Annotated in this window: 18 protein-coding genes and 1 pseudogene; 8 read left to right on the top strand and 11 right to left on the bottom strand. The window is 71.8% G+C overall.

The genetic code is table 11. The features are described from left to right. Nucleotides 1-93: 93 nt before the first annotated feature. Nucleotides 94-1569 carry a glutamate-cysteine ligase family protein gene (locus tag ABD907_RS19140; RefSeq protein WP_345218531.1) on the top strand — a complete coding sequence of 492 codons (1476 nt, stop codon included), beginning with the start codon at nt 94-96 and terminating at the stop codon, nt 1567-1569. 75 nt (nt 1570-1644) lie between these two features. On the opposite strand, the gene ABD907_RS19135 is transcribed toward ABD907_RS19140, so the two are convergent. Beyond that, nucleotides 1645-2079 (bottom strand): hypothetical protein, encoded by a 435-nt coding sequence (locus ABD907_RS19135; protein WP_345218529.1) that lies wholly within the window; start codon nt 2077-2079, stop codon nt 1645-1647. 164 nt (nt 2080-2243) lie between these two features. On the opposite strand from ABD907_RS19135, the gene ABD907_RS19130 reads away from it, so the two are divergent. Together ABD907_RS19130 and ABD907_RS19125 are read left to right on the top strand one after the other, a co-directional pair. Then, nucleotides 2244-3491, top strand: coding sequence for an amidohydrolase (locus ABD907_RS19130; RefSeq protein ID WP_345218527.1), 1248 nt, complete (start codon nt 2244-2246; stop codon nt 3489-3491). A gap of 83 nt (nt 3492-3574) precedes the next feature. Then, nucleotides 3575-4642 carry a glutathione S-transferase family protein gene (locus ABD907_RS19125; RefSeq protein ID WP_345218525.1) on the top strand — a complete coding sequence of 356 codons (1068 nt, stop codon included), beginning with the start codon at nt 3575-3577 and terminating at the stop codon, nt 4640-4642. A 6-nt stretch (nt 4643-4648) separates the two neighbouring features. On the opposite strand, the gene ABD907_RS19120 is transcribed toward ABD907_RS19125, so the two are convergent. The 6 genes from ABD907_RS19120 to ABD907_RS19095 all read right to left on the bottom strand — a co-directional run bounded on the left by ABD907_RS19120 (nt 4649) and on the right by ABD907_RS19095 (nt 12745). Further along, nucleotides 4649-6337 (bottom strand): apurinic/apyrimidinic endonuclease family protein, encoded by a 1689-nt coding sequence (locus tag ABD907_RS19120; protein ID WP_345218524.1) that lies wholly within the window; start codon nt 6335-6337, stop codon nt 4649-4651. 109 nt (nt 6338-6446) lie between these two features. Continuing rightward, nucleotides 6447-6962, bottom strand: a complete 516-nt coding sequence (locus ABD907_RS19115) for a pyridoxamine 5'-phosphate oxidase family protein (protein ID WP_345218522.1) — start codon at nt 6960-6962, stop codon at nt 6447-6449. Nucleotides 6963-7053: 91 nt separating this feature from the next. Then, complete coding sequence (locus tag ABD907_RS19110; protein ID WP_345218520.1) at nt 7054-7824, bottom strand: HAD-IIB family hydrolase; 771 nt, start codon at nt 7822-7824, stop codon at nt 7054-7056. Between the two features lie 165 nt (nt 7825-7989). Beyond that, the gene (locus tag ABD907_RS19105; RefSeq protein WP_345218517.1) at nt 7990-9006 is read right to left on the bottom strand and encodes an NAD-dependent epimerase/dehydratase family protein; all 1017 of its coding nucleotides are present in this window, start codon (nt 9004-9006) and stop codon (nt 7990-7992) included. Then, nucleotides 9003-11717, bottom strand: coding sequence for an alpha/beta fold hydrolase (locus tag ABD907_RS19100; protein ID WP_345218515.1), 2715 nt, complete (start codon nt 11715-11717; stop codon nt 9003-9005). The genes ABD907_RS19105 and ABD907_RS19100 overlap by 4 nt, the downstream gene beginning before the upstream one ends. Beyond that, the gene (locus ABD907_RS19095; protein WP_345218512.1) at nt 11714-12745 is read right to left on the bottom strand and encodes a 3-oxoacyl-ACP synthase III; all 1032 of its coding nucleotides are present in this window, start codon (nt 12743-12745) and stop codon (nt 11714-11716) included. The genes ABD907_RS19100 and ABD907_RS19095 overlap by 4 nt, the downstream gene beginning before the upstream one ends. 127 nt (nt 12746-12872) lie before the next feature. Here ABD907_RS19095 and ABD907_RS19090 point away from each other — a divergent pair, with 127 nt between their 5' ends. Beyond that, entirely contained in the window at nt 12873-13955 is a 1083-nt protein-coding gene (locus ABD907_RS19090; protein ID WP_345218506.1) for a DNA polymerase domain-containing protein, read from the top strand. Between the two features lies 1 nt (nt 13956). On the opposite strand, the gene ABD907_RS19085 is transcribed toward ABD907_RS19090, so the two are convergent. Further along, complete coding sequence (locus ABD907_RS19085) at nt 13957-15108, bottom strand: sensor histidine kinase (protein ID WP_345218504.1); 1152 nt, start codon at nt 15106-15108, stop codon at nt 13957-13959. Further along, entirely contained in the window at nt 15105-15770 is a 666-nt protein-coding gene (locus ABD907_RS19080) for a response regulator transcription factor (protein WP_345218502.1), read from the bottom strand. Before ABD907_RS19080 ends, ABD907_RS19085 begins: the two co-directional genes overlap by 4 nt. Nucleotides 15771-15970: 200 nt before the next feature. Here ABD907_RS19080 and ABD907_RS19075 point away from each other — a divergent pair, with 200 nt between their 5' ends. The 3 genes from ABD907_RS19075 to ABD907_RS19065 all read left to right on the top strand — a co-directional run bounded on the left by ABD907_RS19075 (nt 15971) and on the right by ABD907_RS19065 (nt 18624). Then, nucleotides 15971-16576 carry a M15 family metallopeptidase gene (locus ABD907_RS19075; protein ID WP_345218499.1) on the top strand — a complete coding sequence of 202 codons (606 nt, stop codon included), beginning with the start codon at nt 15971-15973 and terminating at the stop codon, nt 16574-16576. 71 nt (nt 16577-16647) lie between these two features. Continuing rightward, the gene (locus ABD907_RS19070) at nt 16648-17706 is read left to right on the top strand and encodes an ATP-dependent DNA ligase (protein WP_345218497.1); all 1059 of its coding nucleotides are present in this window, start codon (nt 16648-16650) and stop codon (nt 17704-17706) included. A gap of 39 nt (nt 17707-17745) precedes the next feature. Then, entirely contained in the window at nt 17746-18624 is an 879-nt protein-coding gene (locus ABD907_RS19065; RefSeq protein ID WP_486334120.1) for a sulfotransferase family protein, read from the top strand. Here the strand turns inward: ABD907_RS19065 and ABD907_RS21315 are convergent. Continuing rightward, nucleotides 18602-18652: pseudogene (locus ABD907_RS21315) on the bottom strand (hypothetical protein); the annotation flags it as partial. The gene ABD907_RS19065 and the pseudogene ABD907_RS21315 sit on opposite strands and share 23 nt — an antisense overlap. Further along, nucleotides 18649-20193 (bottom strand): sodium-dependent transporter, encoded by a 1545-nt coding sequence (locus ABD907_RS19055; protein WP_345218495.1) that lies wholly within the window; start codon nt 20191-20193, stop codon nt 18649-18651. The gene ABD907_RS19055 and the pseudogene ABD907_RS21315, both read right to left, overlap by 4 nt. 94 nt (nt 20194-20287) lie before the next feature. On the opposite strand from ABD907_RS19055, the gene ABD907_RS19050 reads away from it, so the two are divergent. Then, nucleotides 20288-21493: a cobalamin-independent methionine synthase II family protein gene (locus ABD907_RS19050; RefSeq protein ID WP_345218493.1), complete on the top strand. Its 1206-nt coding sequence runs from the start codon at nt 20288-20290 to the stop codon at nt 21491-21493. Nucleotides 21494-21505: the final 12 nt, after the last annotated feature.

Raw genomic sequence — 21505 nt, 5'->3', positions numbered from 1 at the left:
TGGCATTGTCCACTGTCTCCCCGCCGCGTGCGCGCAGCCGTCGGCGCTGTCATGCTCTGGCGAGCCGTCCATGAGCTCGGAGCGGGAGGTCTGATGGGCGATGACGTCAGCCGCGCGGCCTACACGCGTGCCGACCACACGCGTTACCGACGGGCCGTCCGCCGGTGCCTCGACGCGCTCGAGGAGATGCTCGACTCCGGCACGTTCCTCGAGGACGAGTGGCGCACGGGCCTGGAGATCGAGCTGAACCTCGTCGACGCGGACTTCCAGCCCGCGATGAAGAACGCCGAGGTGCTCGAGCACATCGACGACTGGCGGTACCAGACCGAGCTCGGACGCTTCAACATCGAGCTCAACGTCGAGCCTCGCCGCATCGACGGCCAGTCCCTCGTCCAGCTCGAGTCGGCGCTGCGCAAGAACCTCAACCGCGCACGCGACGGCGCCGGCGACGTGGGAGCCGGGCTGCTCATGACCGGAGTCCTGCCGACGTTGCGCGCCCCCGAGCCGGGCCGGTCATGGTTCTCGGCGAACGAGCGCTACCGGCTGCTGGACGAGGCGATCCTCGCGTCCCGGAAGGAGGACGTCGAGATCGACATCCGCGGCGCGGAACGGCTCGAGCTCACCTCCGACACAATCGCCGTCGAGGCCGCGTGCACCTCGACCCAGTTCCACCTGCAGGTGCGGCCGAACACCTTCGCGCGGTACTGGAACGCCGCCCAGGCGCTCGCCGGTCCCCAGCTGGCGTTGGGCGCCAACTCCCCGTACGTCTTCGGCCGGCGACTGCTCGCCGAGTCACGCATCGAGCTGTTCCTGCAGGCGACGGACACCCGGCCGCCGGAGCTGCGGAACCAGGGTGTCCGTCCGCAGGTGCCGTTCGGAGACCGGTGGATCAGCTCGATCTTCGACCTGTTCGAGGAGAACGTCCGGTTCTACCCGGCGCTGCTGCCCGAGACCTCCGACGAGGACCCGTTCGAGGTGCTCGCCGCCGGCCGCACGCCGGAGCTGTCCGAGCTGCGGCTGCACAACGGCACCATCTACCGCTGGAACAGACCTGTGTACGACGTCGTCGACGGCCGGCCGCACCTGCGGGTCGAGAATCGCGTGCTCCCGTCCGGGCCGACGGTGGTGGACGTGCTCGCCAACGCCGCGTTCTTCTACGGGGTCAGCGTGGCCATGGTCCTCGACGAGCGACCGGTGTGGTCCCGGATGAGCTTCGACGCGGCGCGGGAGAACTTCCGCACCGCCGCACGCTTCGGCGCCGAGTCGCGCCTGTACTGGCCCGGCGTGGGGCACGTCGAGTGGGACGAGCTGGTGCTCCGCACGCTGCTGCCGATGGCTCAGGCGGGCCTGGAGCGGCTGGGAGTTGCGGCGGACGCCGTCGACCGCTATCTGGGCGTCATCGAGGGGCGGGCGAAGCTGCGGACCAACGGCGCCGCGTGGCAGGTCGCCGCGACCGAGTCGTTCGAGGCCCGCGGCATGGACCGGTGGGCGGCGCTGACCGCGATGCTGGAGCAGTACGTGCTGCACATGCACGCGAACGAGCCGGTCCACACGTGGCCCATCGCGTAGGCGCCGTCGGAGACACGATCGAGCTCGGCTGCCTCACCGCGCGCACGTCCGCCGGTGCTGCGGGCAGGGCTACGCTCAGACGCCGCCCGTGTTCATGAGGCCGCCGATCCAGGAGAAGACGGCGATGATGAACGCGTACAGCCCCACCGACAGCCCCGCCAGCCCCGGCCACCGCGGCGAACGACGCTGGGCGATGCTCACGATGCCCAGCACCGTGGCGGCAAGCCCGAGGACGAGCGTGATGAACAACGAGACGGAGGTGAAGGTCTCCTGGTCGCTGTCGGTGCCCACCACGGTCAGCGAGTAGATCGCCTGCCAGACGGTCAGGACGACGGCGACCAGCAGCGCTGTCCAGGCCACCGGGTTGCCCTTCTGCCGCCCGGTGGATGCAGGTTCGGTCTTGTCCTTCTTCGACGGCCGGCCCGGGGTGCTGCCCGCGCTGGACCCGCCGCGCGGGCTGCTGCCTCCCGACGGCGTGCCCTGCCCCGGCGCCGATGTCGGCTCGCTCACGTCTGCCCTCCTCGTCGGCCGCTCTGGCTGGAATGCTCGTCTGCGGCATCGGCCCTGCTGCCAGGGCCTTGGGAGCAGCCTGCCAGGAAGCGCACGCGCCCACACCCGGGACGCGCGGCGCGTCCCGTCCGGATCCGGACCTCGCCGGCGGCAGGATGACGCTCGTGAGCTCCACCGATACAACAGCCCGCGACTCCTCCGCCTCCTCCGCCGACCGCTGCGTCGCCGTCGTCGGCGGCTACGTCGTGCCCGTCGACGGCGTTCCGATCGCCAACGGCACGGTCCTGATCGAGAACGGCGTCATCTCGGCCGTCGGCGCGGACGTCACCGTCCCCGACGGCGCCGCGACCGTCGACGCGACCGGGCGATGGGTGCTGCCCGGGTTCGTCGAGTCGCACGCCCATCTCGGCGTCAGCGAGGAGGGCCTGGGCTGGGCGGGCCAGGACGTCAACGAGACGACCGGCCCCAACATGGCTGCGGTGCGGGCCATCGACGCGATCAACATCGAAGAGGTGGGTTTCGCCGACGCACTGGCCGGCGGGGTGACGTCCGCCGTCGTCAAGCCGGGGTCCGGCAACCCCATCGGCGGCCAGACCGTCGCGATCAAGACCTGGGGCGGACGCACGGTCGACGAGCAGGTCATCAAGGCCTCGGTCTCGGTCAAGGCGGCGCTCGGAGAGAACCCGAAGCGCGTCTACGGCGAGAAGAGCCAGACGCCGTCGACCCGGCTCGGGGTCGCGAAGATCATCCGGGAGGCCTTCGCCGCCGCGCAGAGCTATCGGGCGGCCCGCGACCACGCCTTGACCGAAGGCAAGCCGTTCGAGCGGGACCTCACCAAGGAGACGCTCGCCAAGGTGCTCGACGGCGAGCTGGTCTGGGACCAGCACACCCACCGCCACGACGACATCGCCACCGCGATCCGCCTCGCCGAGGAGTTCGGCTACCGGCTGGTGGTCAACCACGGCACCGAGGGGGCGAAGATCGCCGACGTCCTCGCCGAGAAGGATGTGCCGGTGATCTACGGCCCGATCATCACGTCCCGCTCGAAGGTCGAGCTCAAGGACCGCGCCACCGCCGACCTCGCCCGGATGGCGGAGGCCGGCGTGCGGATCGCGATCACCACCGATGCGCCCGTCGTGCCGATCAACTACCTGGTGCACCAGGCCTCGTTCGCGGTCAAGGAGGGCCTCGACCGGGATGTCGCCCTGCGCGCGCTGACGGTGAACCCGGCGCAGATGCTCGGCCTGGACGACCGCGTCGGCGCCCTGCGGGAAGGACTCGACGGGGACGTCGTGCTCTGGTCCGGCGACCCGCTGGACGTCTACTCCCACGTCGAGCGGGTGCTCATCTCCGGCAACGAGGTGTACTCGAGCGCGACCGGCGCGCGGGACCGTTCCGAGCGGTTCGTCTGAGGCCCGTCCTGCACGGTGGGCGAGGACGTTCCGCCGAAGCGGCCCGGGCGCGTTCGGCGAACGTGGGTCGTAGGCTCGCTGCCGTGGACGAGTCGACGAGTGCGCAGCCCGACGAACATCCCGAGCACAAGGAGGGTGGTCGCTACACCGCCAAGGGCAAGGAGTTCGTCCGGGACACCCACTACATCAGCACGCGGATCACGACCGACGGCGAGGACGGCTACCCAGTCGAGGCCGGTCGCTACCGCCTGGTCGCCGCCCGAGCATGCCCGTGGGCGAACCGGAGCATCATCGTTCGCCGTCTCCTCGGCCTGGAGGATGCGATCTCGCTCGGGCTGCCGGGTCCGACGCACGACGCCCGGTCCTGGACGTTCGATCTCGATCCCGACGGCAAAGACCCGGTGCTCGGCATCCACCGGCTCCAGGAGGCGTACTTCAAGCGGGACCCCGACTACCCGCGGGGCATCACGGTCCCCGCCGTGGTCGACGTCCCGACCGGCGCCGTGGTGACCAACGACTTCCCGCAGATCACCCTGGACCTCGCGACCGAGTGGACCGCGCACCACCGGGAGGGCGCGCCACAGCTGTACCCGGAGCACCTGCGCGACGAGATCGACGAGGTGGCGCACCGGGTCTTCACGGAGATCAACAACGGCGTCTACCGGTGCGGCTTCGCCGGGTCCCAGGAGGCCTACGACAAAGCGTACGACCGGCTCTTCACCGCGCTCGACTGGCTGGAGGAGCGCCTCGCCGGCCAGCGGTACCTCGTCGGCGACACCATCACCGAGGCCGACGTACGGGTCTTCACCACCCTGGTGCGGTTCGACCCCGTCTACCACGGGCACTTCAAGTGCAACCGCAACAAGCTGAGCGAGATGCCGGTGCTGTGGGCGTACGCGCGAGATCTGTTCCAGACGCCCGGGTTCGGCGACACGATCGACTTCGTGCAGATCAAGCAGCACTACTACGTGGTCCACACGGACATCAATCCGACGCAGATCGTGCCGCAGGGCCCGGACCTCTCCGGCTGGCTGACCGAGCACGGCCGCGAGGGGCTCGGCGGGCGGCCGTTCGGCGACGGCAACCCGCCGGGCCCAGTGCGCCCGCGAGAGAAGCTGACGCCGGGGCACAACCCGCTCGTGCCCGGCTGAGCGGAGTCACTGGTAGCTGATGAAGTTCGGCGTCGGCTCGACCGCCATCGTCTGCTCGGGGGTCAGCATCGGCTGGTCCTCGTCGTAGAAGTTCTTCCAGCCCCACCACTGCACGTCCGGCGCGTTGTTCCGCAGGCGTGACCACGTCCCCTGCTTGGCGCCCTGGCCGCCCTGGCCGTCCGCGTGGATCAGCACTGCCAGCTCGCTCCGGGACTGATCGACGTCGTTCACGCCCGGGATCATCCGCGGCTGGAACTGGTGCAGCACCAGCAGCTTCTGCGGGAGCGAGTGCTTGCGCGTGAGGTCCGCGAGCCAGTTCACGACCGAGTTGACCTCGGCGACGTCGACGTGGCCGATCCGTTGGAGCGGCTCCTCGTCGGGTCGTAACCGCCACTCGGGATCGAGAGCGAGACCGACGTGCGGCATCCGGAGCAGCTCCTCGTAGTGCTTGGCCTGAGTGAGGAAGTCGGCTCGACCCGGCTGAAGGTCGAGCACGACGTACTGACCGTGCTCGGCGGCGGCCTCGACGAGGGGCCGGAGCACCTCCACCGACTGCTCGTTCGAGTAGTTCCCGTCCGGGCCGGCGCCGGCGGTCGCGACGCTGGCGATGATCTCCAGCGCCGGCACCACCTCGGTGTCGGTGAGGCTGCGGTACGGCCGCGCGAGGTCCGCGGCCCGCCGGACGGTATCGCCGACGCCCTGCTCGCCCAGAACGCCGAGGGCGTCCGTTCCCGGAGTGCCGTACATGGCCACATACGTCTTGCCGGGCAGCACCAGCTGGCCACCGCCCGGCAGCTCGGTGCCGGTCGCCGCGGTCGCCGTGCGCCAGGCGAGCGTCTCGGCGTCGCCGAAGGACTTCCCCAGCCCGACGGTCACCTCGGGGGCGTTCGCGGCGGTCTCCTGGACGGTCTCGGAGCTGACGCGCGGGTCGCCGCTCGGCACCACCTGGACGACGGCGCCGGCCGCACGGGCGTTCGCGACGGCGCCCGCCTGGGCGGGCTCGCCCGTGGACATCACGACGGCGGACGCTGCGGCCGGATCCGGGCGCTGCGTGTACGGCAGGGTCGCCGTCGAGTCCTCGCCCGAATCCTCGTTCGAGTCCTGGCTCGACCCCGGGTCCTCCCCCTTCTCGTCCGTCGGCGTCTCACCGGATTCGCTGTCCGCAGGGCCGAGCAGCTTCGGCTCGTCCGGGTCGAGGCCGGCGACTGTCGTCACCTCCTCGCCCGCGGGCACCGGTTCTGGTGAGAAGTCGGTCCGGATCAGCTCGCCGAGCGCGGCGTCGTCCTCCGGTGCTGCGACGACGTCCAGATCGGCGGGGACGTCGGGGTCTCCCACGGTCAGGACGGTCTCGGTGCCCAGCTCTGTCAGGGCCGAGGCGGTCCGCTCCGCCGCGTCCCCGCGCAGGAGCGGCACGCCGAGCGCGACGGCGATCGATGCGGCACGCAGGTCCGTTCCCGGGGCCGCGACCACGGCCAGCGGGGCCGACTCGAAGAATGCCAGCGCGGCGTCTGCGGCGAGCTGTTGCGCCGACCCTCCCGGGAGCACCGCCGTCTCGGCGGGCGCCACCGGCTCACTCACCACGGGTTCCGGACGCGTCGGCGTGGCGGTCACCTTGGTGCTCTGCGGCGCGCAGGCCACCACCAGCGCGATCACCGCCAGGACGGCGAGACCTGTGCGAGCAGCACGGCGTGACACGGCTCCTCCGGGTTTGCTAGGGGAAGGGGCTAGGCCAGGCTACGGGCCGCGACGTCATCGAGACAGGCCGGCAGCGGCGTGGCGCCGGTACGAGCGCTCCGACCGAACCTCATCCGGGGAACGTGAACCGGGTGCAGTCCTTGGGGAAGTCGGACCAGGCCAGCACGCGTCGGGGGGTGATCACGCGCAGGCCGCCGCCCTGATCGCCGGACCAGGAGTCCTCGTCGGGCTGGTAGCCCGAGTCGGCGTACTTGGTGAAGGCCGCTGCCAGTCGGGTACCCAGGCCGTCCGCGTCGGCCCGGGTCGCCACGGAGCTACCCTCGACGATGACGGCCTCGGCGCCGCTCTCCAGCGTCAGCGTCACCGCCGGGTTCTGCTCGACGTTCCTGGTGTGTCGGGTGGTCGGTGCGCCGTCGTAGTAGAACCGGTCGTCCAGCCAGACGCCCCACCGTGGCACGGCGTGCGGGGTGCCGTCCGGGCGGACGCTGGAGATCCAGTAGTGCAGCGACGCGGTCAGTCGCTCCGCGACCTGGGACCAGCTCAGGAGCCCTTCGGTGGTGTCGGGGAGGCCGTAGCCCTCCGGCAGACGTGGTCTGTCGACATGTGGCTTCGTCGTCGTGTCCATGTTCGGGACGCTAGACGCAGGCGGTGACATGGCGACCGAGCCCGAGGCGGCCCGCCCTTGTCCACGCCGGGTCGGGTCGTATCCGGGATGGTCAGGCCTGGACGGCAACCTGCCGCGCCTCGACGAGCGCCTCGACGAACGCCGCCGTCTCCCGCCAGTCCGCCACGGACCGGGTCTCCATGCCGAGAGCCACGACCGGGTAGTCGTTGCCGCCCGGGTCGAGCCGGTCGCCGACGAAGAGCATGTCCGTGACGGCGATGCCCGTCTGCTCGGCGAGACGGGTCATGCCGAAGGCCTTGTCCACCCCGGCGCAGGTGACGTCCACCGACGTCGAGCCGCCGGAACGGACCTCGAGGGTCGGCAGCAGTGCGGCGACGGCGGCACGCAGCGCCTCCTTCTTCTCGCCGGTGGGGTCCCAGGCCTTCTTCCGCTCCAGCGGTGCCCGCTGCCCGAGCGCGGAGAAGGTGATCTGCGAGCCGCGGTCCTCGAGGATCTCGCCCCAGATCTCCTCCTCCCACAGCCCGAGGCGTCGCGCCTCGCCCTCCAGGGCGGCGTAGGCGCCCGCGCGCTCCTCCGGCGACAGGTCGTGGGCGTAGACCTGGGTCCACTCGCCGGCCGAGTGCCGCAGGTACCGGGTGCCGCAGGTCGGCATGAGGTGCAGGCGGGAGAGCTGCTCGTCGGTGGCGTCGAGGTGGCCGAGGACCTGGTCACGGAACTGGCCGAAGTGTCCACCGGAGATGATGCATACGGGGACGGTGTCCAGCAGTGCGGTCAGGGCGGCGCCCATCCGCGGCGGCATCGGCGACTTCGAGGGCGCGAGCGTGTCGTCGAGGTCGAAGGCGACGAGGGAGTGGGCCGTCATGAAGTTCCTCCTGCGGCGCCGGCGCGGCGGCCTGGGCGGCGCGCGTGGTCGTTCGCCGGTCGTGCGGGTGACGCGGGGGTCGTCGCCCGATTATGCACCGTGGCCGCCGGCGCGGGGCACCGAACGCAACATTTCGGCGGCGGTGCCCCGGTCGGGACCGTCCGCTCAGCGTGCGGCATCCGTCGCCACCGCAGTGCCGGCACGTTGGGCGTAGAAGTCGGCGAGCCGCGCCACGCCGTCGTCGAACGAGACTTCCGGCGCCCAGCTGAGCGCCTCGCGGGTGCGGCGCAGGTCGAACCAGTGCGCCGTCGAGAGCTGCTCGGCAAGGAAGCGGGTCATGGGCGGCTCGTCACCGGCCGTCACCTGTTCCGGCAGCAAAGTCCACGCCGCCTCGACGACGGCACCGGCGAGACGCGCCGCACGGGGCGGGACCGACCAGGCCGGTGGCCGAACGCCCGCAGCGCGGCACCAGGCGCACATGATGTCCCGGACCGGGCGCGGCTCACCGTTGGTGACGACGAACGCCTCACCGTGCGCGTCCTCGGCCCGGTCCAGCGCGGCGACCAGCGCCGCGGCGGCGTTGTCGACGTAGGTGGTGTCCACCAGCGGCGCACCGCTGCCGATCAACGGCAGCCGGCCGGCAGCCGCCCGGTCCACGACGCGCTGGACCAGCTGGGTGTCCCCGGGGCCCCACACGATGTGAGGGCGCACGGCGACGACGGCGAAGCCGGGTCCGTCCGCGCCGAGCGCCTCGAGCTCGGCCACGGCCTTGGTGCGGGCGTAGCTGCCGCGCGCGAGCAGCGGGTCCGCGGGTCCGGCGCCCTGGCAGACGAGGGAGCCGCCGGTGTGCGCGACGGAGGGCGAGGAGACCTGCACGAAACGGGTCGCGCCGGCGCGCCGGGCGCCGTCGAGGAGCAGCCAGGTGCCGCGGATGTTGATGCGCTGGAAGTCCTCGGCCGGCCCCGTGAAGGAGACCTTGGCGGCCAGGTGGATCACCGCCTCCTGCCCGGTGCAGGCGATCTCGACCGCGTCCGGGTCGTCGACGGAACCGAGCACCTCCCGTGCGCCGGGGAGCCCGGCCGAGCTGCGCTGCAGCACGGTCACCTCGTCTCCCCGGGCGAGCAGCGACGTCGCGACCGCCCGGCCGAGCATCCCGCTCGCGCCGGTGACGAGAACCTTCACAGCCGGCCCGGCCGCTCGCCGGCGAGGAACCGGTCGGCCCACTGCGCCACCCGGGCGCGCTCCACCTTGGAGTTGTGGCGCACGTCCGTGGGGATCTCCGGGACGCGGAGCACAGCAGCGACCCCGGCCGGTGCGCACGCCTGACGGACGGCGCGGGTGAGGCCTTCGGGGGCGAGACCGGGGCGGGCGCGGGCGCCGCGGTGGACGTCCCGGTCGGTCTCCACGACGACCGCCACCCGCTGGGTGCCGGCCGGACCGACCCCTACGACGGCGGCACGGGTCACCAGCGGCACCGCCACGACGGCGTTCTCGAGGCCGACGGGCGTGACCACGCCGGAGGGTGTGACGATCACGTGCGCGAGGCGCCCCTCGATCCACAGGCGGCCGGCAGCGTCGAGGTGCCCGACGTCACCGGTGCGGTGCCAGCCTGGCCACGTCGCCGAGTGTTCCTGGGTCGCCCAGAGCCGGTCGTAGCGGTCCTTCAGGTGGGGGGCGGACACGAGAACCTCTCCCGTGACGCCCGCCTCGGTGGTCGGTTCACCGGTGGCGGCGCCGTCGTCGTCCAGCGGCACCACCTCCACGTGCGCGCCGGGCACCGGCCGGCCGACGCAGCTGCCGTTCCCGGCGCCCTGGACGGACCGGCCGGCGGCGTCGTCCTCCGCGTCTCGGATGTCCTCGAGCGCGATGTCGGTGACGGGCAGGACCTCGGTCATCCCGTACGGGGTGTGGGCCGACGCGTTCGGCATGGTCTCCAGGGCGCGGGTCAACCTGTCGGAGGTGATCGGCGCGCCTGCGGAGAGCAGCAGTTGCACCTGGGCGAGGGCGCCCCGCTGGGTGTCGGTCAGGTCCGCGGCGGTACGCACGACGTTGGCCAGTGCCGACGGGGAGGCGAAGACGGCGTGCGCGTCGATGGCGCCCGCAGCGTCCGCGAGGGCGGGCGCGGTGAGGCTCGACGGCGCCATGACGTCCATGTCCGGCGTGGCGCTCGTCGCGCCCAGCGCGGTGCCGAGCAGCGCGAACGGCGCGAAACCCGCCACGAACGGCCGATCCGGGGAAAGGCCGTAGGTGGAGCCGACGACGTCCCTCATGCCGGCCAGGCCGCGGTGGGTGTGCACGACGCCCTTGGCCGGACCGGTGGAGCCGGACGTGAACAGGATGGCGGCGTCGTCGTCCGGGCCGGGCTCCGGCGGGAGCTCGGCTCCTTCGTCGGCCAGGGTCGCGCCACGGGCGAGCAGCTCGCGCATCGACCCGGCGATCCCGAAGGTGCGGCGGCGGCTGTGGGCGGTGCGCGGCGGCGTGTAGCCCGCCTCGTGACCGGCGGGGACGACGACGAACTTCTGGCCCGGCCAGCGCAGCGCCGAGGCGGCGACGAGCGCCTTCTCGATGGCGAGGACGTGGTCGGGGTAGGCGCCGCGCACGGCGCGGGTCAGCCCCCGCAGGCCGAGTCCGGCGTCGGCGAGGACGACGACGGCGCCGAGCCGCAGGCAGGCGAAGAGCGCCGTCGTCAGGTCGACGCCCGGCGGGATGACCAGAGCGACGCGGTCCCCGGCAGCCACGCCCGAGTCGGCGAGGCCGTGCGCGAGGTGGTGGACCCGTCGGGACAGGTCGCCCCAGCTGAGCTCGGTGAGGCCGTCGCCTCCCAGGGCGACGACGGCCGTCGTCCCGGCGGTGTCCGTCCCCTCGGCGCCGAGGTCCTCGAGGGCGGCGTGCACGGGCCGGAACGGTGCCGTGCCCCCTGCCTGGCCGTCCCCGGCCGACACCGCGCCAGCCCGGGCATGTGCCGTCGTCGTCGGGGTCTCGAAGGTGCTCTCGAGCCAGCGCACGATCGTGCTGGAGATGTCGGCGTCCTCGGGCAGCAGGTGGCCCGCGCCCTCGAACCGGTGCACGTCGGCGTGCGGGAACCGGGCCATCAGGTCGTGCAGGTACCGCTCGTAGAACACGGGGTCCCGCGGCCCCCACATCAGCAGGGTCGGGACGCTCAGCTCCGTGACGCCGGTGGCGATCCGCTCCAGCTCCGCGTGACTGGGATGCGCGCGGGTGGCCGGGATGTCCTCGACGAAGCCGCCGACGCCGTGGCGGTCCGCCGCCGTCCGGTAGGGCACCCGGTACGCCGTCCGCTCGTCGGGGTCGAGGCCCTTGGCGAGCGCCAACGCGGTCTCGAGGAAGGCCGGCGTTCGGGTGGTGGCGCCCTCGTGGACCTTCCGGTGGCGCACGAGACGCAGGAGCAGCGGGATGGCGTGGCCGGGCGGCTGGTGCAGGGCCGTGTTCGTGAGCGTCACGCCCGCGAGCTCGCGGGGGTGGTCGATGGCCCAGCCGGCCGAGACGATGCCGCCCCAGTCGTGCCCCAGGGTGACCACCTCCCTGCCGTCCCAGTCGGGTCCCGACAGACCCAGCTGGTCGGTGAGCTCGCCGAGCTGGGCGACGCGGTCGGCGAGGCGGTGGTGCGCCCCGGTCCGTTCCGAGAGGCCCATCTCGAGCTGGTCGACGGCGACCACCCGCCACCCGGCCCCGGCGCCCGCGGCGAGCACCGAGCGCCACAGGAAGGACCAGGTGGGGTTGCCGTGGACGGCGAGGACCGTGCCGCGAGGAGCACCGTCGACGGAGGAGGCGTTGTCGAGGTAGTGCCACACGTGACCGGCGACCGTGGCCCGGTGCGACCAGCCGGACGGGACCCCGGGCCAGCGTTCGTCCGTACCGTCGGGTGACGTCACCAGGCCAGCTCCAGCATCGCGGTGTTGAGCCCCGAGCCGACGCCCAGGCACATGACCCGGTCGCCCGGGCTGAGGGTGTCGGCCTGCTCCGACAGGGTCATGGCGATCGCGGCCGGCCCGACGTTGCCCCACCTGTCGAAGGTGATCGGCACCAGGTCCGGGTCGAGGTCGACGGCCTCGATGATCGCCTTGGTGTACGGGGTGGAGATCTGGTGGGTGACGTACCGGTCCAGGCTGGACCAGTCCCAGCTGTCCTCCTCGGCCTCGCGCCAGGCGTCGACGACGAGCTTGAGGCCCTTGGTGAGGAGGTTCTTGGTGTCGGTGGTCATCTTCCCGAACGACCCGACGCACAGCCGATGGTGCTCGGTCCCGGCCCGGGCCACGCCGCCGAGGACGCGGTGGCCGTCAGGGCGGTCGGAGGCGCGGCCGACGACGGCGGCCGCGGCGCCGTCGCCGAGGGTCAGGGAGGCGAACTGGTCGGTGAAGTCCTGCCGCGTCGCGCCGTCGTGGGACAGGCGCGCGATGGTGTCCTCCTGGGTGCGCCGGACGTCCTCGGCGTTGACGATGACGGCGTTGTCGATCTGTCCGGCGTCGATCATCGCCGAGGCCATCTGGACACCGTTGATGAAGCCGAGGCAGGCGTTGGTGATGTCGAAGTTCAGCGCCCGCGTGGACAGGCCCATACGGTCGTGGATGCGGACGGCCACTGACGGCTCGAGCTGGTTGCGGCAGACGGAGGTGTTGATGAGCAGCCCCACGTCGTCGGGGTCCACGCCCGCCTCGGCGAGCGCCTTCGACCCAGCCTCGGCGGCCATGTCCTCGAAGTCGGTGCCCTCGTCCCACCAGCGCCGTTCCCGCACGCCGCTGACCCGCTCGAGGAGATTCCGAGGCAGGCGCAGCCGGGACCGCGACTCCGCGAGGCGGTCCTCGAACTCAGCCGACGTCACCACCCGCGGCGCCTCGATGTGGGACAGACCCACGATGGCGCTGTCGCGGTAGCGGAACGTCGAGTTTCCCGGTTGGCTCACCGTGCCAAGGGTACGTAAGGGGTCCGGTACAGGGCACGCCGTCGCCGACGCCTGGGACAACACTCACAGGCGCGCCGGACGGGGGAACTTCTCCGACGGTGTCGCCGGGGCGCTCTAGGCTCGCCTCATGGCGGCCGACGCGAAGGTGATGGAGGTGCCCGGCCCCGACGGTTCCCGCGAGGTCCGGGTCTCGAGCCCGGACCGAGTCATGTGGCCCGACGGCGGGGACGCGGCGGGCGGCCCGGCGGCCGGTGCTGCGGCGGCCGGCCCCGTCACGAAGTGGGACCTCGCCTGCTACGTGGCCGCCGTGGGCGAGGGTTTCCTGGCCGCGCTCGGGGATCGGCCCGTCACCCTGCAGCGGTTCCCTGGCGGGATCGGCGGTGAGGAGTTCTTCTCCAAGAACCCTCCGCGCGGCGTGCCTTCCTGGGCGCGGACCGTCGTGTGCACCTACCCCTCGGGGCGCCAGCATCCGCAGCTCGTCGTCGACGAGATCGCCACCGCGGTGTGGGCGGTCCAGATGAACACGGTGACGTTCCACCCGTGGCCGGTGCGCACGGCCGACACGGACAACCCGGACGAGCTGCGCATCGACCTGGATCCCCAGCCCGGCCGGACCTTCACCGACGCCGTCGAGGCCGCGTTCGCCCTCCGCGACCTCATGCTCGAGCTCGGCCTGACCCCGTGGGTCAAGACGTCGGGCAATCGCGGCGTGCACGTCTACGCCCGCATCGAGCCCGCCCACGAGTTCCTCGACGTTCGGCACGGCGTCATCGCGATCGCCCGCGAGCTCGAGCGGCGCCTGCCCGAGCTCGTCACCACCGCGTGGTGGAAGGAGGAGCGCGGGGAGAAGATCTTCGTCGACTTCAACCAGGCGAACCGGGACCGCACGATCGCCTCCGCGTACAGCCCGCGCCCGCTGCCCGGCGCGCCGGTCTCGATGCCGGTGCGGTGGGAGGATCTGCGGGACGTCACGCCCGCCGAGTTCACCGTCCGCACCGTGCCCGGCATCGTCTCGTCCGACGGCGACGCCTGGGCCGCGATGACCGAGCCGTCGTCTCTGGGTCGCATGGAGGCGGCGCTGGAGCTGTGGGAACGGGACCTCGAGGCCGGTCTCGGTGAGCTGCCGTTCCCGCCGGAGTATCCGAAGATGCCGGGCGAGCCGCCCCGGGTGCAGCCGTCTCGGAAGCGCGCGGACCCGGACGAGGGGTAGCTCAGCGCGGTGCCGGCCCGCCGGGTACGGCCGCCCGCAGGGTGACCGTCACGACCAGCCCGCCACCGGCGCGCGGAGCGATGTCCAGCTCGCCGCCGTGGCTGCTGGCGATCCGGTCGACGATCGACAGGCCGAGGCCGTGGCCGGCTCGCGCGCCGCCGGCGAGGCGTCCGACCCCGCGCAGGAAGGGTTCACGGAGCCGTTGTGCCTGTTCGGCGCCGATGACAGCTCCCGTGTTCTCGATCGTGAGCGTCGCGCGATCCTCCCGGATCGTCGTGCTGACCCGGACGCGGCCGTCCGCGTCGTTGTGGCGGATGGCGTTGTCGACCAGGTTCGTGGCCAGCTGACCCAGCAGTGCGACGTCGGCGACGGTGACCACGGGCGCGAGACGGGTCTCGACGGTGATGCCCGCATGCGCCGCGTGCTCTGCCTGCTCGGCGACCGCGGCGCGGGCGACGGCCGCCAGGTCGACGCGGGTGAAGTGGGTCAGCCGGTCCGAATCAGTTAGGCGCAGCAACGCGGCGACGAGGGCGACGGCCCGGTCGTTCGTGCGGGTGAGCTTCTCGAGCAGCTCGGGATCGGTGCGCGTCTCGGGATCCCGCGCAGCGACGTCGAGCAGCGTCGCGGTCACGGTGAGCGGTGTGCGCAGCTCGTGCGAGGCGTTCGCGGCGAACCGCTCGCGCACCTCGAAGCTTTCCTGCAGCCGTTCGAGCATGGCGTCGAACGAGTCCGCCACCTGTCGGAACTCGTCGTTGCGTCCCGTGAGGTCGATCCGATGGCTCAGGTCTCCCGCGGCCGCGATCCGGGCGGCCTCGTTGATCTGGCGCAGCGGTCGCAGCACCCAGCCCGCCAGCACCCAGCCGCCGAACACCCCGACGACGGCCAGACCGGCGAGCACGAAGGCCGAGACCGCGAGGAGTGTCTCCAAGATCTCCTGGCGCGAGGGGGCCGGCAACCGGTCCCTCGGGTTGCTGGGCGTCAGGGGATAGTTAGGCATCTGGTGCAGCACCACGTAGGTCGCGGCGAGCACGACGCCGCCCGCGGCGACCAGGAACAGGGCGTAGCTCAGCGCGAGGCGCAGCCGGGCGCTCGAGTATCGGGTGGGCGGGGCACCGGTGACTGCGCGGCGGGCGGGTGCGCCGGACGGTGTCACGAGGCGTCCCGCATGCGGTAGCCGGCGCCCGGGACCGTCTCGATCGGGTCGGGCTGCCCCAGCACCTTGCGCAGCGTGGACATGGTCACTCGCGGCGCCGTGGTGAAGGGGTCCGCGTTCTCGTCCCAGACCTTCTCGAGCAGCTGCTCGGCGCTGACCACTCCGCCGCCGGCGCGCATCAGCACCTCGAGCACGGCGAACTGCTTCCGGGTCAGCCGGAGGTAGCGATCGTTGCGGTAGACCTCCCGCCGGTACGGATCGAGGCGAAGGTCCCCGGCCTGCAGGACCGGTGGGGCGGTGGCCTCCGGTCGGCGTGCCAGGGCACGCAGTCGAACGACGAGCTCGGCGAACGCGAACGGTTTGGTGAGGTAGTCGTCGGCGCCGAGCTCGAACCCGCCGACCTTGTCGGTCAGCCGCGTGGCGGCCGTCAGCATGATCACGCGGATGGACGGGTGGTCCCGGGTGATGACGCGGCACACCTCGTCGCCGTGGGTTCCGGGGATGTCCCTGTCGAGCACCACCACGTCGTAGTCGTTCACGCGGAGACCCGCCAAGGCCTCGTCACCGGTGAGGGCGAGGTCTGCCGCGATGGCCTCGTAGCCCAGGCCCGTCTTGATCGCCTCGGCGAGGTCGACCTCATCCTCGACCACCAGTACCCGCATCAGCTCGCCCTCGTCTCCCCTGCCCGTGTCTCTCCGCTGCCCGTGCTCTCCGCCCGACAGCCTACGAATGGCGATGTTGCGCGGATGTGTGCCGACCGCTTCACGCCCCCGCAACACCTCGACCGATGGACTGCTCACTACCGCGCCGGACCACGCCGGCCTGTCGCGGCGAACCACACCGGCACGGGAGGAGACACCGCATGACACGACGCCAAGACTCTCGCACGGTCCGTGCGCCAGCTCGCGCCGCCACCAGGGCCGGCGCGGGCGTGGCGCTGCTCGTCGCCGTCGTCGGGCTCGCGGGCTGCGGCACGGAAGCAGCGACGAGGGATGCAGACCGGGCCACGGCCCGGGAGGCCGCCGACTCGGACGGGGTCATCACCCCGGCGGACGGCTACCTGTCCGAGCGCGTCGCCCCCTCCTCGGACGTCGCGGCCGTCACCGGCCTCGACCCGGCGCTTCGTCAGGCGCTGCTCGACGCCAGCCGGGACGCCGCGGACGAGGGCATCGACATCATGGTCACGTCCGGGTGGCGCAGCGCCGAGTACCAGCAGTCCCTGCTCGACGACGCCGTCGCGGAGTACGGCAGCCTCGCCGAGGCCCGGCGTTGGGTCGAGACGCCCGGGGGCTCGGCCCACGTGAGCGGAGACGCCGTCGATGTCGGACCCACTGACGCCGCCTACTGGATGAGCCGGCACGGTTCCCGCTACGGGCTGTGCCAGACGTACTCGAACGAGGTGTGGCACTACGAGCTGACGACCGAGCCGGGCGGCGAGTGCCCCGCACCGCTCGGCGACGCCGCCTGAGGAGGACACCGGTGCCGCGCCGCACCCGAGTCGGTACCGCCGGCGATCCCGGGCCGATAGATTCGCTCGGTATGGAACTGCCTGTGCTGCCCCCGGTCTCGCCCATGCTCGCCAAGTCGGTCAAGGAGATCCCCGACCTCGGGCACACCGAGCCGAAGTGGGACGGCTTCCGCACCATCGTCTTCCGGGACGGCGACGAGGTCGTGCTGGGCAGCCGCAACGAGCGGCCGATGACGCGGTACTTCCCCGAGCTCGTCGAGGCGATCCTGGTGAGCACGCCCGAGAAGTGCGTGCTCGACGGCGAGATCGTCGTCATCACCGGCGAGCGGCTGGACTTCGACGCCCTGCAGCAGCGCATCCACCCGGCGGACAGCCGGGTGCGGATGCTCGCCGAGCAGACCCCGGTCTCCTTCATCGGGTTCGACCTGCTCGCGCTGGGCCCCGACGACCTGACCGGCCGGCCGCTACGCGAGCGGCGCGCACGCCTCGAGGACGCCCTCGCACCGGCGGAGGCACCCATCCATCTCACCCGCGCGACGGCGGACCTCGCCGAGGCGACCCAGTGGTTCGAGACGTTCGAAGGAGCCGGCCTCGACGGTGTCGTCGCCAAGCCGCTCGACGGCACCTACCAGCCGAACAAGCGGACCATGTTCAAGGTCAAGCACGAGCGGACGGCCGACTGCGTCGTCGCGGGGTTCCGCTGGCACAAGACCGGGGATGTGGTGGGCTCACTCCTGCTCGGCCTGTACGGCGACGACGGCGTCCTCCACCACGTGGGTGTCTCCGCCTCGTTCCCGATGGCGCGCCGGAAGTCCCTGCTGGACGAGCTGGAGCCCTACCGGGACGTCGACCTGTCCGAGCACCCTTGGGGCGCGTGGGCGGACCAGGAGGCTCATGCCGGCAAGCGGATGCCCGGGGCCGTGAGCCGGTGGAACGCGAAGAAGGACCTCTCCTTCGTGCCGCTGCGGCCCGAGCTGGTGGTCGAGGTGGCCTACGACCACATGGAGGGTGACCGCTTCCGGCACACGGCCCAGTTCCGGCGCTGGCGCCCGGACCGCGAGCCGGCGTCCTGCACCTACGCCCAGCTGGAGGAGCCGGTCACCTACCGCCTCTCGGACGTCCTAGGCTGACCGACGAAAGCTACGGAGAGCCTGGAGAGGCGCAGAGGGATGGACGTCGTCGGAGCGGGCCTGGGACGTACCGGCACACTGTCGGTGAAGACCGCGCTGGAGCGGCTGGGGTACACCCCGTGCCACCACATGACGGAGGCCGTGCGACGCGGTGAGCTGGCGGAGCGCTGGGCCCGCGTGCTCGCCGGGGAGCCCGTGCCGTGGCACGAGATCTTCGCCGGCTACCGCTCGACGGTCGACTGGCCGGCGGCAGCCCGGTGGCGCGAGATCGTCGATGCCTACCCCGACGCCAGGGTCCTGCTGACCGTTCGGGATCCGGACCGCTGGTACGACAGCATGTCGGCGACAATCCTCGCGCAGGCCTACGGCGACTCGGCGATGGACCGGGCGGTCATGTCGCTGCTCCGCGTCCTCCGGCCCTCCCAGTCACGGCTCGTCGAGGAGCTGCGCCCGATGCTCGACGACTTCTTCCACGGGGCGGACGCCGCTGCGAGGGGTCGGATGCCGACCCGGGCGGAGGCGGTCGCCGCGTACGAGCGCCACGTCCGCGAGGTCCAGGCGCACGTCCCCGCCGACCGGCTCCTGACGTTCGACGTCCGGGACGGTTGGGAGCCGCTGTGCGCGTTCCTGGGCGTGGACGTACCGGACGAGCCGTTCCCCAAGGTCAACGACTCCGCGTCGTTCGCGGCTCAAGCGAGGCGGATGATGGCCGGGCCGCGGGCCCGGTCGGTCCTCGCCGCGGCCGCCTCTCTGGCTGCGCTCGTAGTGGCGGCGGCCTCGGTGGCTATCGTTCGCCGTCGCGAGGGCTGGCCGGGCCGGGCACGTCCGTCTCGTCGACGTGCTCGTCCGAGATGGGGTTCCGGGCCAGGTACACGACGGCGACGACCAGGCCGCCCCAGACCACGAGCATCGCGATGATCATCATGATGATGGCGGTGGTGGTCATGACGTCGCCTTCCTGTCGAGGGCCTCAGGATCGAAGTCGTCCACGGGCCTGCGCCACCTGATCAACGAGTAGCCGACGGCGGCGACCACCATGGCGCCGACCACGCCCCACCCGACCGTGTTGACGAAGCTCCACGGGTAGCCGGCGTACGGCTCGGTGAACAGGGTGACGAGGCTGCTGATCAGCATGTACAGCAGGGCGATCGGCACGATGAAGCCGACGAGGACGCGCCACCAGGTGCCGACCCGGGCCGTGGAGACGGAGTTGAGGTGGGCCTGCAGCTCGGGCAGCTTGCGGGCGAACAAACCGGCGACCAGGCAGCTGAGGATCGCGGAGAGCACCACGCCGACCTCGTTGGTGTACTTGTCGACGGTGTCGAGCAGCGCCAGCGAGGTGGTGGTGGAGAACAGGGCCAGCGAGATGACCGCGCACAGCCCGCCGATGGCGGCGGTGGCCTGGACGCGGCTGAGAGCGAACTTCTCCTGGAACGCGGCCGAGACCACCTGCAGGATCGAGACCAAGGAGGTGAATCCGGCCAGCGTCAGGGAGGCGAAGAACAGCACGCCGAAGACCGGCCCGCCCGGCATCATCGAGATGATCTGCGGGAACGTCATGAAGCTGAGTGCCACACCGGTGATGCCCTCGAGCTCACCCACCGCGACGCCCTGCTGCCCCGCCATGTAGCCGAGGGTCGCGAAGACCCCGATGCCGGCCAGCAGCTCGAACGAGGAGTTCGCGAACGCGGCCACGTAGGACACGGGCACCAGGTTCGACCTGCGACGCAGGTAGCTGGAGTAGGTGAGCATGATGCCGAAGGCGATCGACAGCGAGAAGAAGATCTGGCTGTAGGCGGCTATCCACACGCCCGGGTCGGCGAGCGCCGCCCAGTTCGGGGTGAAGAACTCGTTGAGGCCGTCGAGCGCGCCCTCGAGGAATACGGCCCGCACGACGAGGATCAGGAAGACCACGGCCAGCAGCGGGATGAAGATCTTGACCGTCCGCTCGATCCCCTTGGCGACGCCCAGCCCGAGCACGGTGAGCGTGACGAGCCACAGGGCCAGCATCGGCCAGAAGATGCCACCGACGAAGTCGAACGACAGCCCCGTCCCGGCATCCTGCAGGAAGTCACCGACGAAGAAGCCCGTCGGGTCGTCACCCCACGCCAGGGTCGCGGAGAAGAACATGTACCGGATGGCCCACACGATGATGACCGCGTAGTACGTCGCGATGACGAACGAGATGGCCACCTGGAACCAGCCGAGCGACTCGAACCGCCTGCCGACCCGGCGGAAGACGGTGGGCGCGGCCCCACGGAAGCGGTGCCCGAAGGAATAGTCCAGCAGCAGGATCGGCACACCGGCCGTCAGCAGCGCCACCAGGTACGGGATCAGGAACGCGCCGCCGCCGTTCTCGTACGCCACACCTGGGAACCGCCAGATGTTGCCGAGGCCGACGGCAGAGCCGATCGCCGCAAGGAGGAAGCCGAGCTGGCCGGTCCACTGCTCGCGTCCGACGTGCGGAGCCGTTTTCTGAGTGCTCATCGCCGCACATGCTAGACCCGCATGTCGAGTCCAGCGGCTGGGACGGGCCCGACGCGCCGAAACGGGTGGTGAATCCGGGTGGGAACATGACGGCATGCTGCGATCCACCGAGCACACCCGAACCACCCACGCGGGCTCGTTGCCCCGGACTCCCGAGCTGATCGAGGCGAACGCGGCACGGGACGAGGGAGGGGACCCGGAGGGGTTCGGCGAGCTGCTCCGCGACGCCGTCCGCGACCTGGTCCGCCGCCAGCTCGAGCTGGGCATCACGGTGGTCGGCGACGGTGAGTACGGCAAGTCCATGTCCTCGCCGATCGACTTCGGCGCCTGGTGGTCCTACTCCTTCCAGCGCACGGGCGGCCTGGAGCTCGACCCGGACCAGGCGTGGGCTACCGAGAAGGTGCTCTCCTCCCCCGGCGACGTCCGCCTCACCGGCTTCCTGCACCGCCGGGACCGGCAGCGGTTCGCCGAGGCCTACGCCGATCCGGACTCCGGGGTGATGATGGGCCGGCCCAAGGCTTTCCCCGCGGTGACCGGCCCCATCAGCTACACCGGCCAGGACGCCATCGCCCAGGACACCGCGAACCTCAGGGCGGCGGTCGAGGCGACCGGTGCACAGGAGGGATTCATCACCGCCGTCTCCCCCGGCAGCGCCTCGCGCACCACCAACAAGTACTACGGCAGCGAAGAGGATCTGCTCTACGCGTGGGCCGACGTGCTGCGCGAGGAGTACCGGGCGGTCATCGACGCCGGCCTGCTGCTCCAGATCGACGACCCCTCGATCGCGGAGAACTTCGACCAGATCGAGCCCGAGCCGTCCGTCGAGGACTACGTGGCCTTCACCCGGCTGCGGGTCGAGGCGCTGAACCACGCGCTGCGCGGTCTGCCCGCGGACCGGATCCGCTTCCACCTGTGCTGGGGCTCCTGGCACGGCCCGCACACCACCGACATCGCCATGAAGGACATCGTCGACCTGATGCTGTCCATCAACGCGGGGGCCTACTCCTTCGAGGCCGGCAACGTCCGCCACGAGCACGAGTGGCGGGTGTGGGAGGACGTGACGCTCCCCGACGGGAAGATCATCCTGCCGGGGGTCGTCTCGCACGCGACCAACGTTGTCGAGCACCCCGAGCTGGTGGCCGACCGGATCGAGCGGTTCGCCACACGGGTGGGACGCGAGAACGTCATCGCCTCGACCGACTGCGGGCTCGGCGGGCGCATCCACCCGCAGATCGCCGTCGCGAAGCTCGAGTCGCTGGCTCAGGGCGCCGAGATCGCCACCCGCCGCCTCTGGTCCTGACTCTCGAGCGAT

This window comes from Georgenia halophila (genome assembly GCF_039541595.1).
The sequence above is the reverse complement of the archived record's forward strand: the minus strand, read 5'-3'. Positions and strand labels throughout refer to the sequence as shown.

Coding starts and splice junctions, on each gene's coding strand:
- ABD907_RS19055 (WP_345218495.1), bottom strand. CDS start 20,193: ATGAGCACTCAGAAAACGGCTCCGCACGTCGGACGCGAGCAGTGGACC.
- ABD907_RS19110 (WP_345218520.1), bottom strand. CDS start 7,824: ATGACGGCCCACTCCCTCGTCGCCTTCGACCTCGACGACACGCTCGCG.
- ABD907_RS19115 (WP_345218522.1), bottom strand. CDS start 6,962: ATGGACACGACGACGAAGCCACATGTCGACAGACCACGTCTGCCGGAG.
- ABD907_RS19070 (WP_345218497.1), top strand. CDS start 16,648: ATGGAACTGCCTGTGCTGCCCCCGGTCTCGCCCATGCTCGCCAAGTCG.
- ABD907_RS19090 (WP_345218506.1), top strand. CDS start 12,873: ATGGCGGCCGACGCGAAGGTGATGGAGGTGCCCGGCCCCGACGGTTCC.
- ABD907_RS19065 (WP_486334120.1), top strand. CDS start 17,746: ATGGACGTCGTCGGAGCGGGCCTGGGACGTACCGGCACACTGTCGGTG.
- ABD907_RS19075 (WP_345218499.1), top strand. CDS start 15,971: ATGACACGACGCCAAGACTCTCGCACGGTCCGTGCGCCAGCTCGCGCC.
- ABD907_RS19140 (WP_345218531.1), top strand. CDS start 94: ATGGGCGATGACGTCAGCCGCGCGGCCTACACGCGTGCCGACCACACG.
- ABD907_RS19050 (WP_345218493.1), top strand. CDS start 20,288: ATGCTGCGATCCACCGAGCACACCCGAACCACCCACGCGGGCTCGTTG.
- ABD907_RS19080 (WP_345218502.1), bottom strand. CDS start 15,770: ATGCGGGTACTGGTGGTCGAGGATGAGGTCGACCTCGCCGAGGCGATC.